The organism is Sulfuricurvum sp., from assembly GCF_049277495.1.
Taxonomy (GTDB): domain Bacteria; phylum Campylobacterota; class Campylobacteria; order Campylobacterales; family Sulfurimonadaceae; genus Sulfuricurvum.
On record NZ_JBASYM010000024.1, the window covers coordinates 36,035 to 53,056 of the forward strand.

The window sequence follows — 17,022 nt, forward strand, 5'->3', positions numbered from 1 at the left end:
TTACTCTTCAACTCCGGTGATGATGAGATCTCCGGTTTTTAGCGGTGAGTCCAAAACGATACTCATGATGCCGTCCGATTGTCCGACGGAGACTTTGGTTTTTGTCGGTGTTTTGTCTTTTAAGATCCAGACGTATTTCCCTTTGTCATCTTGATTGTTAGCATGTTTCTTTTTATCATCCTTATCGGAAACCGGAGGGGTAAACCGCAACGCCGCATTGGGAACCACGAGGACATTGTTAAACGTTCCCGTAATGATAGAAGCATTGGCCGTCATCCCCGGACGTAAAAGGAGGTCATTATTATGGACTTCGACAACTGCTTCATAGGTGACGACACCGTTGACGACAGCAGAGTTCATCCGCAGCTGGGTAATTTCCCCTTCGAAGATTCTACTGGGGTAGGCATCGACGCTGAATTGCACTTTCTGGTTCTCTTTGACTCCTCCGATATCGGCTTCGTCAACGCTGACGATCGCTTTCATTTTTGTGAGGTCTTCTGCGAGTGTAAATAAAACCGGTGTCTGCATCGATGCGACGACCGTTTGCCCCGGTTCGATCTTGCGGCTTAGGACAATGCCGTTGATCGGAGAGACGACAACCGCTTTTCGGAGATTGTCTTCATCACTTTTGAGTTGTGCCAGCGATTGGGCAACTCCCGCTTTTGCCGCGGCAAGATCGGCTTTGGCTTTTTCTAAAGTAGTAGTAGAGAGTTGCATCTCTTTGCGGGAAGGATAATTCCCCTCGGTAGAAGCATACATGGTGAGGGCACGCTCATTTTCGATCAGGGCATTGTTCAAAGCTGCTTTGGCACTTTCCTCATTGGCCTGAAACTTCATCCAATTCGCTTTGGAACTCGTCACGGCGGCACTCAGTTTTGTCGTGTCCAGCCGTGCCATCGGCTGATTGACCTTTACCTGATCGTTATAATCGACTAAAACGTCGCTGATGGTTCCTGAAACTTCGATCCCGACATCCACGGTATTGGTCGGTTCAAGATTCCCCGTAGCGGAGACGGTTGTCGTCAGATCGGCCATTTTCAGGGGAACCGTGATGTACGAGATTTCATTTTTCGTATTTTGTTTCATTTGGTACATCACCCCTCCGCCGATTAGGAGAAGGAGGATCACTCCTGCCGCAATCTTTTTCGGCCATTTGGAAGATTGGTGTTTTCCTAATCCGAGGGTTGTTTCGATATTGGTAGCGTTGGGGGTCATAATGATTTCTCCTGAGGGTGTCGCATCATGCCATACAGGGATGAAAGTTCGATTTGAATGTTGATTTCATTGATTTGAATCTCAAGTTTTTCAATGGCATTGGTATTTTGGAGGGTCTGCAGATCATAGCCTGCTTTATACCCCGCATCGACGGCGGCTTTGGTCGCACCGATCAGTTCATCGTAAAACTTGAGGTTATCGCGGGTGATGTCGATGGTTCGCTGATAACTCTCGATTCGGGCAATTGATTGTTCGTATTGGGCATCCAACTGCCGTTTTTTATCGGCAGCTTCAGCCTGCTGTTTCAGATAGGTACTTTGTGCTTCCTGTGTCGCGGCGGAAGCATTATAGGCCAAGGGCATGGTGAGCTGCAAACCCATGTCGTAAAAATTGCCGCGATAATCAGCCGAGGAGAGTTCTCGCGAATCATATCGCAGCAGACCGGCATCCGCACTCAGGGTCAATTTCGGCAGATAAGAACTTTTGATCAGGCCGTATTGCTGTGCGCTGCTTTGGCTTTGGGCTTGGAGGTAGCGGATGTCCCACCCCTCTTTCAAAAAATCTTCTTTTTGGCTCAGAGCAAAGGTCGGCACGGAGATATCCGTTATAGGATGATCGCTCAGTTTCGCCGCTTCGAATTTTTGCTGCGCCAAAGCGTATCGGATGGAAGTATTGTTTTTGAGCTCATTGCTCTGATCCATTAGGGCGTTGTTGAGCAGGGTGATGTCGATATCCCCCGCTTCGTATTGTTTGCGTTTGAGAAAAATCTCGATTTTGGTGTTTTTGAGTTTGAGGTCACTTTGTTCCAGCAAAAGGGCATTCTTCCGATAGTTCAAAACGGCCGTGATCAGCTGTTGATTAATCGTCGCGATCTCTCTGCCCATCCCGATGGTGTCGGCTTCTCTTTTAGCTTCCGCGTAATCGATCGTATAGGTAATTCCGCCGGAACGAAAGAGATCTTGCGCAATGCCTGCCGAGAGGCTTTGGCGGGTATCTCTAGATCCGGCGGCCGATTTTTCATAGGTATCCGATGCTTTAAGATTGATCGGTGAGAGCCAGTCATAGCGAAGCTTTTCATAGCCCGAATCGATTTGCTGCTGCTGGTGTTCATAATAACGCTGTTTTTCGGGAGAGAGGAGGGCCGTATCCTCTCCATACACCGATCCAACAAGGAAAGCGGCTGACAATGTACTAAGGATTAGATAATGTTTCATGGTTTGATTGTAATCTAGATTTGGTAACATTTTGGTAAGTTTCATCGTAATAAACTTTTAACTAATTTTTTTTCTCTTTCATTTTCATCGGATGACACAAATACTTTTTTTCATTGGCGACACGGGCACAGTTCGTACAGATATATTCCGGACTATTGGTGATTTTTATGATTTTTGCAATAGACGACTGAAGGTCATTTTTTTTAAGTTTGCAAAGCTCTTTCATACTGCTCTCCTTCGCTATTCGAGGTGATGATCTCATTGTATTACAATTTTTAGTACGAATACATTAACAGCGTATTAACCGCTGAAGCGTTCGTAGTGATATTGGATAAAATACGGTAACTTTCTAACTCATGCTTATGGGGGAACCATTGATATACCGTCCGTTTATTCTTCTTGCCTGCTCCTTATCCGTTGTGTGCGCGCAAGAGGTGCTTCAACTCGAAAAAATTTCGGTGCAGGAGACGTCGCAGACCCTTGAAGAACGTCAAGAGAGTTCGATTGCCAAACGGATCATCAGCGGAGCAGAACTGACCCAATACGGAGATTTAAATGCCCTCGAAGTCCTTAAACGGACACCGGGAGTCACCATACCCGAGGGGAAATCGAAAAAAGGCGCACCCGGCAAAGGGTATACCGTTGTCCTTATCGACGGTGAAGAAGCCTCTAGTGCTTCGAAACGCCGGCCGAGCCCGTTGGAACAGATATCTCCCGACATGATCGAGCGGATCGAAGTCATGACCAACGGTTCCGCCGAATACACTGCCGAAGCGATGGGGGGGATCGTCAATATCGTCCTCAAAAAGCCGAAGTCACAAGGATTGACGACGGTAAAAGTGATCGCGGGCGCCTATAAAGATCAGCCGATGCTTACCCTGTTTGCCCAAAGAGAAGGCAAGTCAGGAAACCTGTCGTATCTGGTGAATGCGACACTCTCGGATAATCAAAAGTCGGATACCGAGAGCATCGATACCCTTGCCGCATCGGCTGAGCAGGAAGAGCGTGAGGAAGATGCACGAGACCGGATGCTTAACGTGACGACGAAGCTGATTTATACACCCTCGTCAAAAGAGAAATACACTTTTGACGGGAGCCTTGCGTTCAGTGACAATAAAACAGATACGACGGATACGACATATGGCTTGACGAACCTGCTGCGCAAAGAGAACGATACCTCCGATAGCACTATGGTATGGTCCAAACTCTCCGGAGAACACCATCTCTCCGGAAGCGAACTATTGGCATGGAAACTGAAATTCCATCAGCATGAGGAAGAGGGGGAAAAGATTTCGAGCGAGATATCGCCGATACCGAGCAGCCAAACACAAAAGGATAACACTTTCTTCCGTGTTTTCGGAGCGAACAGCGATTATTCACTCGCCATGGGTGAGCATTTCATCAAAACCGGTGCGGAGCTAAAACATCTGTATCAGAATAATGAAGTACAGCAAAGCGGCGCGGCGGCATCGGATTTGACACTGAGCGAAAACCGCGGAGCGGTGTATGTCCAAGATGAGATCGGCATCGGCGAAACGATTGTGATGACTCCGGGAGTGCGCTATGAAAAGGTATCGCGTGATTTTGGACAGACATCGAATATCGATTATTTGGCTCCGTCCTTCCATCTCCTCTACAAACTTACCGCGAATGACAACGTGCGTGCGAGTATTGCCAAGACGGTCAAATTGCCACGATTGAATGAGATGGCCGGCACCCTTGTGAGTTCATTGTACCAAAACGATATCAATCATCCCGATTTTGTGGGAAATCCTGATCTTAAAGAAGAGAAGGCCATCAGCTATGAACTTCGGGGCGAGCATTTTTTTGAGGACAAAGGGATCGTCAGTATGGGAGGGTTTTACCGAACGATAGACGGAAAAATAGAAAAATTGACGACCTTCGACGGTACACGATATATCGAACGCCCTGAAAATGCGGGAAATGGAAAACTTTGGGGCGTTGAGCTGGAACTCAAAAAATCGCTCAATACCTATCTCGAAGGGCTGGGGGTTTTCGCCAATGCAACCTTTCAAAACTCTTCTTTGACCACAAACGGCTTTACGCGACCGATCAAACAAACCGCCGATTATCTTTACAATATCGGCGCAGACCATACGCTCAGTGCCTACCGTCTCACCTACGGGGCGGCCTATCGTTATGTCGGAGGGTATGATGACCCTGTCGATGAAAACGGGGTAAGCGAGTCGCAAAAAGGATACGGGGTTCTTGATTTGTATGCATCCAAACGGCTGGATTCGACCTTCAAGCTCGGGGTAAATCTCAAAAATGTCACGGCCTCCACGATTACGACCACTTCCAAAAGATCCGTCGGCGGAATAGTGATGGAAACGCAAACCGATCGGGAACATTCCGAACCTCAAATCCTTTTGACCCTTGAGGGACGATGGTAGTTGACGTAAAAACAAAATAATATTCAACCTGAAATCGTTAATTTAGGTGAAATTTGTTAACCGTTTGTAGGATAAGATAGTTACCATGTTTAATACAAAAATCACGAGGAGATTCCAAATGCAAGACAATGAACCGACATTAAGCTCAATCGAGGATTACGATACATTAAAAGGGTCGAAAAAACGGGTTGTATGGGCCGTTATTATCAGCGGATTGTTGCTCGGTACCATTTTTATTACGGCAAAAGTAATGTACGGCGAAGTTGAAGATTCCGTTGCGGTTCATGAGAGTATCGGGAAAGTTCCAGTGAAATAATGGTAAAATCGCCCTTTTAATTTTTTGAACGCAACAGAGCAAACGCTCTGTGAAGCTACGCTCGCCGCTATGACACTAAAGCTTGCCTCAAATGAGGCAGAATTTACCAAGGAATTTTATGATCACAACCGTTATCGGAGTCTATACCCTTTATATCCTTATCCGTTTGTACGTCAGCGTGATGCAAATAGGCTATATTAATCGCATCAAGTGCAAGGGCGCCGTATTGATGGGCGAGGCCCAATATCGTGACGCGGCTAATTATGCCGTGGCAAAAGAGAAGCTGACGATGATCGAGACATTTGTCGAATTCGGACTACTTCTGATCTGGATCGGCGGGATGATGGCATGGCTGGACGGGGCATTAATGGCTCAGGGCGGGTCATTGCATACGATCATGGCTGTTATGGGGCTTATTCTCATTAACGGGTTGGTCATGCTTCCGTTTAGCTGGTATAGCAAGTTTAAAATTGATGCACAGTATGGATTTAACCGCTCTTCAGCGGGGCAGTTTGTCAAAGATACCCTGATCAGTACCTTGTTGACCATCGTGATCGGGAGCCTGATCGTTTGGATCGTCTCAATGATCATTCGTTCCAATGACCTGTGGTGGCTGTGGAGTTTTGCGTTTATCTTTGCCGTGGTCATTGCCCTTAATATGTTTTTCCCCACGATACGGGCACTCTTTTTTGATAAAGTGACCCCTTTGGAAAATGGTGAACTGCGCGAACAAATCGAATCATTGATGGCGAAAACGGGTTTTGTCAGCAGCGGTGTCTTTATCAGCGATGCGAGCAAACGCGATGCCCGTCTCAACGCTTATTTCGGCGGTTTGGGTAAAACAAAACGGGTCGTGTTGTTTGACACGTTGATTCAGAAGCTTTCTCCCAGCGAACTCATCGCCGTTCTCGGACATGAACTGGGCCATTTCGCCCATAATGATCTGTACAAAAACATTGCGATGGTCGGCGTTATGCTGTTTGGGATGTTTGCCTTGTTCGGCAATCTTCCTGAAACACTTTATATGGAACTCGGTGTAGCGCAAAGTCCGCAAATCATCATGATGCTTTTTATCCTTCTCCTTCCGGTCGTCAGTTTTGTAATGATGCCGTTGATGGGGATGGTGAGCCGTCATAATGAATACGAAGCCGACCGCACCGGTGCCGAACTCGGAGGTGCGGAACATCTGGTCAACGCATTGAAAAAACTGGTGAGCGAAAACAAAAGTTTCCCGTTGTCGCATCCGCTGTACCGTTTCTTTCATACGACCCACCCTCCGGTCGTAGATCGCCTTCGGGCATTAGGGTACGATATCCATGTCGCAGACGATGAGGGATACGCCGATCCATGTCCAAACGATTAAAAGAACTTCATGATGAGATTGCCAACCGATTAAAAGGTGTCGTCGAATCTCCCCGCCGAGAGGCGGAACTTCTCCTGATTGCGTATCTGCAGCGTGATCAGCTCTATTTTATCACCCATCAAGACGACATGATCGATGAGAACGATCCGAAATTAGCGGAGTGGATAGAGAAACGAAGCCGCAATGTTCCTCTGGAATATCTTACCAACCGTGTCAGCTTTTACAGCCGGGAGTTTTATATCGATGAGGGGGCACTCATTCCCCGTCCGGAGACGGAACATCTGATTGATGAGGTACTTTCATCCGTCACGGCTGAGGAGGCTATGACGGTCGTTGAAGTGGGGGTAGGGAGCGGAATCATCTCGATCCTTCTCGCGCTTCATCTCCCGAATGCCCGTTTTATCGCCGTGGATATTTCACCCCGTGCCCTTGCCGTCGCACGGCGCAATATCGAGGCTTTCGGTTTGGGCGAGAGGATTGAACTGAGGGAGGGAGATTTGCTCTCGTGTGTCGAGGAAACGATCGATGTTCTCGTCTCCAACCCCCCTTATATCGCGCAGGACGCTCCACTGGAAAGCAACCTTTCGTATGAGCCGCAAAATGCCCTTTTCGGGGGAGAAATCGGGGATGAGATCATTCAGCGTTTGCTGGATGAAGTCTATCACCGCCAGATTCCCCTCTTTGTGTGTGAGATGGGATACGATCAGCGTCTGAAAGTCCAAGAATATCTTAGAAAGTTTGCGGTAAAATCGTTGGATTTTTATACCGATTTAGCCTCGTTTGATCGAGGATTTATACTAAAGGCTAACCATGAATAAAAAAGCATTAATCGATACTTTATACCTGCTCACGCTCGGAATGACGATCGGTGCCGTTTTGATCTTAGGCGCATTTGTCGCCGCAGTCGTTTTTCACTCCGAGATATATTTGACCCTGCCGCTGCTTTCGCGTTACGAAGAGGGAAACATTATGGGGGAAATTTTCCGCCGTTTTACCTACTGGGCTTACTTTATGACGGCAGTTATCGCCTTCTACGAGGTTTCCCGCTATAAAGTGATGCAGATCGATAAGATATCGATTCTGAGTGCTTTGGGCTCTGTCGGAACACTTCTTTTATTCAGTGCCGTCTATACTCCTAAAATCTTGGAATACCAAGCCCGCGGAGAGTCGGCCATCGATGCCTCCTTTGAAGCGCTGCACAAAGCAAGCGAGATCGATTTTAAAATCCTTCTCGTTATGTTATTGATTTTATTCATGCGACGCGCATATCTTATGGCGGTGACAAAATGATCCTGTTTGAAAACATCACCAAAAGCTTCGGAAAACGGGAAATTCTCAAAGGGGTCAACCTAGAGATCGAAAAAGGGAAGACGACGGTTATTTTCGGCGTCTCCGGCGGGGGAAAATCGACGATCATCAAACATCTCGTCGGACTGCTCAAACCCGATTCCGGTACCATTACGATTGATGGAATCCGTATCGATAATGCGGATGAAATAACCTTGCGCGAAATTCGTAAAAAAGTGGGTTTTCTCTTTCAAAGCGGTGCCCTTTTTGACAGTATGAATATCCGTGAAAACGTTGCTTTCCCGATGTTGGAACACCAGAAATTGACCCCTGAAGAACTGGAACGTAAAATCGATGAGAAACTCACGATGGTCGGACTCGACCCGAAAGTCGTCAAATCTCTCTACCCCGAAGAACTCAGCGGCGGGATGCGCAAACGTGTCGGATTGGCCCGTACCCTTGCGCTGGAACCGGAAGTGATCTTATACGATGAACCGACGTCGGGACTTGATCCCGTCACGAGCGATTTTATTACGCAGATGATCAATCGTCTACGTGATGAGATGGGGATGACCTCTATCCTCATCAGCCACGATATCTCAGAGAGTTTCAAAGCGGGGGATAATTATGCGATGCTGTTTGACGGAGTCATCGTCGAAGCAGGGGATAAAGAGTCGTTTAAAAACTCAACCAATGCGGTTGTTCAGCAGTTTATCCATGCAAGTTCTGAAGGACCGATAGAGTTTCATTAACATCCCCGTCATTCCGTACTCGATACGGAATCTATTCTCCTGCCTCTTTTTTATTCCCCTCAAAGCTATGTTTAACGATTGTCTTTTACAAATTAACTGTTTTTGTGTTTATATAGTTAAATCCAAGTTCTTCAATATATAATGTTCGTTGTATAAATAGTTAAATATACAAGGAACCAAATGCCTGACAAATCACAAATTGCTATATACATTTCTTTAGGTAGTCTGGCAATTTCTGCATTAAGTTTTTTCTTTTCACTCAGGCAATCAAGAATTGCAAAAAAAAATGAACGCATTAGAGTTTATGATAAAGTATACCACGATGCATCTGATTTGCTTTTATATCACTATCAGAGTACTCAAGCGAAACCATATGTAAACGAAGATAAAGATTTAGAAATAGCAGTAAATGAATATGCGAGTGCTCATTGGTTAGAACAAATGTATGGTATTAATTTTTCACTTCCTAACTCTCTCACAACAGAAGAAGAAAAGCAAAATTTTTCCAAAAAAGTCAGAGAAGAATATTATGCACATGAGGATAAAAAACAAGAAAGCATTTTTGAAGAGTTTATAAATTATCAATCCCCTATATTCCATTTAGAAAATGAAGAGTTTTCAAATAGATTCTCACGATTGATGGCACACATAAATGAAAACTTATCATATTTTAGTCCAATCATAAAAGAAAATTGGGAAAAGACGAGATTGCTAACACCAGACAAGGTAAAAAATGAATATCTCGCTCTAAAACGAGTAAATGAACAAGCTTGCGAAGCTATAGAAGAATCTATTGATGATCCATATTTACAGATATTACTCAGCATTAGACACGAATATAGAGAGTTGAATAAGCCATTAAAAACAAAATGGTCTGAGTTTTTTCGCTCCTAAGCTCCAGCTTGGGAGTGTATGGCATTAATCTGCATTCCCAATGAGGACATTGGGAACGAGGGAAAGCCTTTAAGCAGGCATGGGTTTTTCAAACTCTTGGTGGAATGTTATTTGGGATTACGTTGGGAATAGTTTTAAGTTTAGAGATAAACGCTATAGTTATTATCTCTTTTGTTTGTGCTTTTTTGCGTTTTACTGCGTCATTTTGGATTAAACATATTCCGATACCATAACATCTTAACAAGTACGAGGAACGCAATAATTTACCCTACGGAAAAATTATCGCTCACGACAAATATTATAGAAAAGGAATAATATGATTATAAAAATACTATTAGTTTTTATTGTCTTTTTAAATATGAGCTACAGTAAAGATATATTTATTAATAATTATGATGATTTAATAAAAGCAACTAATAATTTAACAAAGCCAATAGACCAAAGATGGATATTTGTTGATGAAAACAATAAAATAGTTTTTGAAAATGACCCCAAGCTGAAAGAGTATTTCAGTAAGTACTTCTATTATATGTTGGATAATAACATAGAAATTCAAGCTAAAAATATCCCTACAAAGGCTATGCAAAACACTATATATCAAAATGAAACTGTATTTCTATTCAAAGGTTTAAATACTATATTTAGAGGAGGTGTATTTGCTTTTTACGATCCTAATGATAAAAAAACTATATATGCAAAACGTTGTGTGGCAACAGGAGGTGATATTTTGTTTTTGAAAGATATGTCATTATATCTCCATCCAATCGAAGGAAATCAATATGTTAGAGAACATTATAAAGATTATAAAGTCGAGAATATAGATACTAAATTATTTATTAAAGATCCATATAAAAAAGTACATCAAGGTATTTGTCACGATAAAAATGTAACAAAAGACAAAAACTTTCCAATTCAATTGTCTGATATGGATCAAATTACTATACCAAGCAATGAATGTTTTATGATGGGTGATAATAGAGAACATAGTAATGATAGTAGACTTTTTGGTAGTGTTAATCAAGAATTAATTATTGGCGTAACAATTCCAATCAAATTGAAACGTCTTAATAAGTAAAACCAATGCCGTTGTTTCTCGCTCCTAAGCTCCAGCTTGGGAGTGTATGGCATTAATCTGCATTCCCAATGAGGACATTGGGAACGAGTTGTCTTCTCATCTTCCCCCAAACTTCTTCGCCCACCACTCTTGCGGGGTGAGGGTCTGCTCTTTTAAAAAGCTTTCTTCGAGATTATATTCATAGTTGGAACAGTATTCGAGGAGTGTGGCATACGCTTCGTTGATTTGCGTACTCATGGCGTGCGCGGTTTCAGGATCGTCAGGATGTTTGTCGGGGTGCCATTGCTGCATCATTGTCTTGTAGCGGGATTTAATGTCGGAGAGGGTGGATTTGTCGTGGAGGCCAAGGAGCGTTTTGGCCTTCACAAGTTTGTCAAAGGAGAGCATGGAAAGTGTTAATTAGTCTTTTTGCTGACGCATGAACGTCGGTACATCCAGGAAGTCTTCGCTGTAATCACCGTTAGCAACCATGGCAGGACGGACGACAACGCGAGGTTTTGCAGCAGCTGCGGCGATCACTTCTTTGTTTTCAAATTCGCTGTTATTGATTCCCATTGCCGCTTTTTTCTCAAAACCGGTTGCAACGAGGGTGATACGGATAAAATCTTTTGCTAAATTTTCATCGGTTGTTGTACCGAAGATAACGTCGGCAGATTCATCAACACTGTTATGGACGACATCCATCGCAGCAGAGAGTTCCATAAACGGAAACTCAGGGTGCATACTGAAGTGAACCAATACACCAAGAGCGCCGTTGACCGACATGTTGTCCAACAATGGAGATTCGATCGCATTTTTGATCGCTTCGTATGCCGCGTTCTCACCTTTGTATTCGCCCACACCCATAAGAGCCAAACCACGGTGGCTCATAACGGTTTGAAGGTCGGCGAAGTCAAGGTTGATGTCATTGTCGCCGCTGGCGAGGATAACACCGGAAGTTCCGCTAACGGCACGGGCAAGTACGCTGTCAACGATTTTAAAGCTCTCTTTGATACCGAGTTTCGGATCAATGATCGAGAGGAGTTTGTCGTTAGGGATAACGACGATACAATCGGATTCATTTTTAAGCTCATTCAATCCGTCTTCTGCAAGTTTGAGACGTTTTTTACCTTCGAATGAGAACGGTTTGGTCACGACAGCGATGGTCAAAGCACCCACTTCTTTCGCGATTTTTGCGATGATCGGAGCTGCACCCGTACCGGTACCGCCGCCAAGACCCGCTGCTACGAAAACGATATCGGCACCGCTTAATGCATGCGCCAAATCCTCATAGCTCTCTAACGCCGATTCTTTGCCCACTTCAGGCTTCATCCCTGCGCCCAAACCTTTGGTCAGTTTTGCACCCAGTTGGATCTTGGTTGCAGCACTCCCTTGTTCCAAAACCTGAGCATCCGTATTGGCAATGATCAGCTCAATACCCGGAATAGCTTCTTTCAGCATATAGCCGATCATGTTTCCGCCGCCGCCGCCGACACCGACTGCTACAATGCGTGCTCCCGTGAGAGTTGTTGATTCTTCAATTGAAAATGGTTCCATGCTTGCTCCTTGACGTGATTAAAATAGTTGAGTTGCCCAATTCCAAAACTTGGAAAGTGGGTTGGGTTGATCGGACTGGACAGGTTTGTTGGACCCTATATTGACCATTTTTTGAGTTTCGGTTTTTTTCTCTTCCTTCACCGACATCGGAGTTTCCGCCGCTGCTTGTGGAGTAGGGATCGAAACCGAGTGCTCAAATTTTGGCGCCTCTTCGTGGAGTGGATAATGCGTTTGAGCAGCTGAGGGCTCTTCGCCGGTGTGGCGCATACGGCGATTGACATCGATTTCATACGGAGTATAACCGCCGGCCAGGTATTTTACCAGCCCGACTGCTCCGGAATAAGAAGGATCTCTAAGGGTATCGAAAAGGCCTCCGATATCGGTCGGCTTTGCAAGGCGTACGGGCATGTTGTCTAAAATAGCAACGGCCAGTTCGCGAAGTCCTTCGATTTTGGTAAATCCACCGGTGAGTACTACACCGGCTCCCATATGCTCTTTGAGTCCGCTTTTTTCAATCGATTGGGCAATGATCATCAAGGTTTCTTCAACCCGTGCATAGATGACGTTATGGACCACTTCCAATGAAACTTCATGGCTTGAGCTTTCATCACCGATGACCGGCAGCTCGATGAGATCATTGCTTGGGGCATAGAGTGAACCATAGGTGATTTTGACATTGTCCGCCGTATGCAGCGGAGTATGCAATGCCATGGACAAATCATTGGTAATATGATTCGAACCGACACCTAAAAAGTCATTATAACGGATCGCATGACCCGAATGGATAACGATGTTGCTGGTATTTCCGCCCATATCGACCACGGCCGCACCGAGCTCTTTTTCATCCGCATTGAGAACGGCGATGGCGGATGCGTAACCGCTGAGAACAACGCTTTCGACATCTACACCGGCAGCTTTGACCGCTTTGCGCAGGTTGTTGAGATTTGATTTTTGGGTTGTGATAATATGCGTTTCAACTTCGAGACGTGAAGCATTCATCCCCAGAGGATCTTCAATAAAATCTTGGTCATCGACTCTGAAGTTATACGGCAGGGCGTGTAATACTTCAAACTCGTTCGGAATGTTGGCGTTATACAAGGACGTATGCATAACACGTTGGATCTCGTTGAGGGTGATCTCTTTATTCGGGATATTGACGATACCGCTGGAGTTAAGACTTTTGGTATAGGCACCGCTGATGGTGACTATTGCACTTCGAAGCTCGGTTCCGGCGACGCGCTTGGCATCATTGAGTGCGCTCTTGATCGATTTGGATGCAAGCTCAATGTTAGTGATGCTCCCTTTGCGAAGGCCTTGGGCTTTTGCGATGCCGGCTCCGATAATTTGTGCAACGTTATCATCATCGATTTCCGCGATGAGCGCACAAACTTTAGTTGAGCCGATATCAATGGCTAAAACGGTTCGTTTCAAATCAAATCCCCTCTACATAGATTTCAACTGGGTACTTGCTCTCAAGTGCTTTGATAAGCCCTTGATCCAACAAATTCCCTTTGAGCTTCAGCACGGCATTTCCATCCGCTAATGTTTTATCTTGAAGCAACTTTTGTTCCAAAACGTTATACATAATAACATTTCCGCTTTCTAAGGTAATAAAACCTTGTTTTTGTTTGGAAGCAAACAATTTATTGAGGAATTCGGTTCCCTCCGGGACACTCAACCCGCCTATTTTAGCACTGTCATTGCGTGTGATGAAATCAGTCGGAGCAGCGCTGAATGTTTTATAACTGTTTGTCGCTAACTCTTGAAGTTTGGTTTTTTTCGCTTCATTCATATAGAGTGCACTAACATTGGTTTTTGCCTCTTCATAGGTCATTGTTCGAGACGGATTCATTTTGTCGAGTTTGACGATAATGTATTCGTTTCCTGCTTTGCGCGGTTTAAGGAACGGTTTTTGATCATTGAGGTCCATAATCTCTTTGGTGAGTTCCGGGCTGAAGGTGGATGCAGCAGGAGTGATCGTTGCTTTTTGAGGAACCGTACCGGAGTTCAGTGCACCTTTTTTGTAATCGATATAGAGGCGCAGCGCCTCTTTTTCAGTCGCTTTGTCATTCAGAGCACTGATAATCATTGGCTGTGCTTCATCAAGGGTAAGGATCTTACCGCTAGCGTCTTTAAGCATCTGACGGTTCATCTCATAATAATCACTGATCTCTTTTGCCGAAGGCTCTGCGGTAACCGGCGATTGCGTTACGTAGCTGATTTCATAACTTGGAGATGTCTTGAACTCATTTTTGTGTTTTTCCCAAAATGATTTAAGTTCGCTTTCTCCGGCATTGAGAGAAATCATATCCGGTGTGAGAAGTTTATAGCTGATTTTGTCCGAAACACCCAATGCGCTGGCGAGAGTTTTTTCTTCAATCGATTTAACTTCGGATGAAGCGAGAAGGTAGAGGGTCTTTTGGATCAAAAGTTCTTTTTTCATTAACGCCTCGTACTCTTTGATCGTCAAATGGTTTTGCTTTAATACTTCCGCGTAAACCGTTTTGTCAAACGTACCGTCTTTGGCAAAACTCGGTTGAGATTTGATGAGATTCCAGAGTTCTTCGTCCGTGACGATCAATCCGTAACTCTCGGCAAGATTGAGGATCAGTGCCTGATTCACCAGTTGACGAAGGGCCTGTTGCTGCAAGCCGAATTGTTTTGCCTGTTTCTCGTCAAATTTTCCTTGGAAAAGCTGATTATATTGGTTAAAAAGATTGGAATAACTTCTTTGAAGTTCAGCTGAAGTGATCGAAACGTCTCCTACTTTGGCAACGGCACCGGCCTTGTCTCCATAGCTATATTGTCCCCATCCGACGAATCCGGCTCCGATAAAGGCTATCGTAGATATCCAGATTGTAATGACCAAGTATTTTCGGTGGCGCTGCATCCAAGTAATCATATTAAACGATCCTATTGTAAAATTCAGATATTCTATTCAGTTTAGCATTAAACTTGGATGAAAATAATAGTTGACTAACACATGTTATCACATAATAACTCAAATTAAGAGGTTTTAGATGAATAATTCAGAGATATCCGCCCGTGATTTGAGCGTTTTGTGGCATCCATGCACACAAATGAAAGATCATGAAACCATCCCTCTTGTTCCGATTGCCAAAGGGGAAGGAGTTTATTTAGAAGATTTCGAGGGAAACCGCTACATAGATGCCATCAGCAGTTGGTGGGTTAATCTATTCGGACATTGCAATCCCTACATCAATCAAAAAATCAAAGAGCAGCTGGATAATCTCGAACACGTTATTTTGGCCGGATTTACCCATGAGGGGATCGTGCGCCTCTCGGAGCGTCTGGTAAAACTTTCTCCCAAGGGGCTAACACGCTGTTTTTATGCCGACAACGGTTCAAGTGCGATTGAAGTCGCGTTAAAAATGTCGTATCACTCTCATCGAAATGCCGGAAAAGAGAAAGGGTTGTTCGTCTCTTTGAGCGACAGCTACCACGGAGAGACCCTCGGAGCCCTCTCTGTAGGAGACGTGGCCCTTTACAAAGAGACCTACGAGCCCTTATTGATCCACTCGCTTCAAACCCCTTCGCCAAAAGACCAGAGTATTGAAGCGGCACTGGAAGCGGCAACGTCGTTTGAGGAGTTGCTCCGACAGCGCAGCGAAGAGATTGCCGCACTGATCGTGGAACCTTTGCTGCAGGGGGCCGGGGGGATGAAAATGTACCATCCGGTGTTTCTCAGTGAAGCGAAACGGCTGTGCGAACAATACGGAGTCCATTTTATCGCGGACGAGATCCTCGTCGGTTTCGGTCGGACGGGGAGTATGTTTGCCTGCGAGCAATCAGACATAACCCCCGATTTTTTAATCCTCTCCAAAGGGCTGACCGGCGGGTATCTTCCTCTGTCGGTGGTGCTGACTACCGAAGAAGTCTACGGATCGTTTTATTGCGATTACAACCCTGCGCGCTCTTTTTTGCATTCACACAGTTATACGGGAAACGCTCTGGCATGTGCGGCGGCCAATGCGACCCTTGATATTTTTGAATCGGAGAATGTGATTGAAAACAACCATGTGACGATAGCCCTTATTGCAGAAGCGTTAAAACGTTTTGAAACCTTTCCGAGAGTAAAAGAGGTGCGCCAATGCGGGATGGTCGCGGCGATCGAACTGGAGGGATTCGATCCCTCGCAGCGTATCGGTTTGAAAATACATCGTTATTGCATGAGCAAGGGGGTTTTGATACGGCCGCTGGGAAGTGTGGTCTATGTGATGACCCCGTATATTATAACGCCGGAAGAACTGAGCGTTATTTTTACTGCGATTGAGGAAGCAATCTTCTCAATCGATGTCTAAGCGCGCTTGAGAATGATCGAGCATCAAGATGCGGCAACTCCGCTCTAAAATAGAGAGCTGGCGTACCATAGAGTGGATATCACGGCTGAAAGCGTAGACCCCATACCCGCGGATGATCATAATCGCGGTGTTGTTTTGTTGAAAATATTTCGGGATCTCACTGACGGCACGCTCATACCAATCGTCAAATTTTTTAGGGTCGTAAATGGCGATTTTCCCAAATTCTTTGAATCCGAAATAATCTTTCGGGATGATGATCGAATGGTTCAGGGAGAATGCGGTGGTGAACGGCGGCATCGTAAACGTGATATATTTGGCATCGGAGATCTGACGATAAATCCCCTGATGGATCGACGCATCGATACTGGCATCTTTCCATCGGTAGTCTTTGTTATAAAAAAGGTCGATCAGACTCTGCTCGCTGATACTGTCGAAAATAGCATTTTTGGTATTGATCGTAAAGAGGTTGGTATCGAGTTTTGCCGAAAGCGAGCCATGATAAATTCCGAAAAAATCTTTTCGGAACATGGAGAGGGCAAAAGAGGCAAGTTGACGTTTGACGTATTGTTTATCCATAAAAGGATTTTAACATACTTTTAAACAATTTGTTAGTGAGGCTAGGCTATTATAAGCC

At 44.9% G+C, this 17,022-nt stretch carries 17 protein-coding genes; 9 read left to right on the forward strand and 8 right to left on the reverse strand.

Translation table 11 applies throughout. The features are described 5' to 3' along the window. The 3 genes from WAO38_RS05325 to WAO38_RS05335 all read right to left on the reverse strand — a co-directional run bounded on the left by WAO38_RS05325 (position 1) and on the right by WAO38_RS05335 (position 2,655). Positions 1-1,215, reverse strand: coding sequence for an efflux RND transporter periplasmic adaptor subunit (locus tag WAO38_RS05325; protein WP_422235050.1), 1,215 nt, complete (start codon positions 1,213-1,215; stop codon positions 1-3). Next, a complete protein-coding gene (locus WAO38_RS05330; protein ID WP_422235053.1) occupies positions 1,212-2,429 on the reverse strand; it encodes a TolC family protein in 1,218 nt (405 codons plus the stop codon). The genes WAO38_RS05325 and WAO38_RS05330 overlap by 4 nt, the downstream gene beginning before the upstream one ends. Positions 2,430-2,490: 61 nt before the next feature. Further along, a complete protein-coding gene (locus WAO38_RS05335; protein WP_422235055.1) occupies positions 2,491-2,655 on the reverse strand; it encodes a hypothetical protein in 165 nt (54 codons plus the stop codon). A 136-nt stretch (positions 2,656-2,791) separates the two neighbouring features. Here WAO38_RS05335 and WAO38_RS05340 point away from each other — a divergent pair, with 136 nt between their 5' ends. From WAO38_RS05340 to lepB, 8 genes are all read left to right on the forward strand, one after another. Then, a complete protein-coding gene (locus WAO38_RS05340; RefSeq protein WP_422235057.1) occupies positions 2,792-4,843 on the forward strand; it encodes a TonB-dependent receptor plug domain-containing protein in 2,052 nt (683 codons plus the stop codon). 118 nt (positions 4,844-4,961) lie between these two features. Further along, positions 4,962-5,159: a hypothetical protein gene (locus WAO38_RS05345; protein ID WP_422235059.1), complete on the forward strand. Its 198-nt coding sequence runs from the start codon at positions 4,962-4,964 to the stop codon at positions 5,157-5,159. Between the two features lie 118 nt (positions 5,160-5,277). Continuing rightward, the gene (locus WAO38_RS05350) at positions 5,278-6,522 is read left to right on the forward strand and encodes a M48 family metallopeptidase (protein ID WP_422235061.1); all 1,245 of its coding nucleotides are present in this window, start codon (positions 5,278-5,280) and stop codon (positions 6,520-6,522) included. Further along, positions 6,507-7,340, forward strand: coding sequence for a peptide chain release factor N(5)-glutamine methyltransferase (gene prmC / locus WAO38_RS05355; RefSeq protein WP_422235063.1), 834 nt, complete (start codon positions 6,507-6,509; stop codon positions 7,338-7,340). The genes WAO38_RS05350 and prmC overlap by 16 nt, the downstream gene beginning before the upstream one ends. Continuing rightward, a complete protein-coding gene (locus tag WAO38_RS05360) occupies positions 7,333-7,812 on the forward strand; it encodes a DUF4149 domain-containing protein (protein ID WP_422235065.1) in 480 nt (159 codons plus the stop codon). Before prmC ends, WAO38_RS05360 begins: the two co-directional genes overlap by 8 nt. Continuing rightward, the gene (locus WAO38_RS05365) at positions 7,809-8,561 is read left to right on the forward strand and encodes an ABC transporter ATP-binding protein (RefSeq protein WP_422235067.1); all 753 of its coding nucleotides are present in this window, start codon (positions 7,809-7,811) and stop codon (positions 8,559-8,561) included. The genes WAO38_RS05360 and WAO38_RS05365 overlap by 4 nt, the downstream gene beginning before the upstream one ends. Before the next feature lie 180 nt (positions 8,562-8,741). After that, positions 8,742-9,455 carry a hypothetical protein gene (locus tag WAO38_RS05370; protein WP_422235069.1) on the forward strand — a complete coding sequence of 238 codons (714 nt, stop codon included), beginning with the start codon at positions 8,742-8,744 and terminating at the stop codon, positions 9,453-9,455. 316 nt (positions 9,456-9,771) lie between these two features. Then, on the forward strand, positions 9,772-10,530 hold the full coding sequence (gene lepB, locus WAO38_RS05375) for a signal peptidase I (RefSeq protein ID WP_422235071.1): 759 nt from the start codon (positions 9,772-9,774) through the stop codon (positions 10,528-10,530). Between the two features lie 96 nt (positions 10,531-10,626). On the opposite strand, the gene WAO38_RS05380 is transcribed toward lepB, so the two are convergent. Genes WAO38_RS05380 through WAO38_RS05395 form a run of 4 tightly spaced genes read right to left on the reverse strand, consistent with a single transcriptional unit; the run spans position 10,627 to position 14,968 of the window. Then, a complete protein-coding gene (locus WAO38_RS05380; RefSeq protein WP_422235073.1) occupies positions 10,627-10,917 on the reverse strand; it encodes a J domain-containing protein in 291 nt (96 codons plus the stop codon). A gap of 12 nt (positions 10,918-10,929) precedes the next feature. Next, on the reverse strand, positions 10,930-12,066 hold the full coding sequence (ftsZ, locus tag WAO38_RS05385) for a cell division protein FtsZ (protein ID WP_422235075.1): 1,137 nt from the start codon (positions 12,064-12,066) through the stop codon (positions 10,930-10,932). Between the two features lie 18 nt (positions 12,067-12,084). Beyond that, positions 12,085-13,497 (reverse strand): cell division protein FtsA, encoded by a 1,413-nt coding sequence (gene ftsA, locus WAO38_RS05390; protein WP_422235077.1) that lies wholly within the window; start codon positions 13,495-13,497, stop codon positions 12,085-12,087. Between the two features lies 1 nt (position 13,498). Beyond that, positions 13,499-14,968: a SurA N-terminal domain-containing protein gene (locus WAO38_RS05395; protein WP_422235079.1), complete on the reverse strand. Its 1,470-nt coding sequence runs from the start codon at positions 14,966-14,968 to the stop codon at positions 13,499-13,501. Positions 14,969-15,086: 118 nt separating this feature from the next. Between WAO38_RS05395 and WAO38_RS05400 the strand changes: the two genes are divergently transcribed. Continuing rightward, complete coding sequence (locus WAO38_RS05400) at positions 15,087-16,388, forward strand: adenosylmethionine--8-amino-7-oxononanoate transaminase (protein ID WP_422235081.1); 1,302 nt, start codon at positions 15,087-15,089, stop codon at positions 16,386-16,388. On the opposite strand, the gene WAO38_RS05405 is transcribed toward WAO38_RS05400, so the two are convergent. Beyond that, positions 16,374-16,964 (reverse strand): class II aldolase and adducin N-terminal domain-containing protein, encoded by a 591-nt coding sequence (locus WAO38_RS05405; protein ID WP_422235083.1) that lies wholly within the window; start codon positions 16,962-16,964, stop codon positions 16,374-16,376. The two genes, WAO38_RS05400 and WAO38_RS05405, sit on opposite strands and share 15 nt — an antisense overlap. Positions 16,965-17,022: the final 58 nt, after the last annotated feature.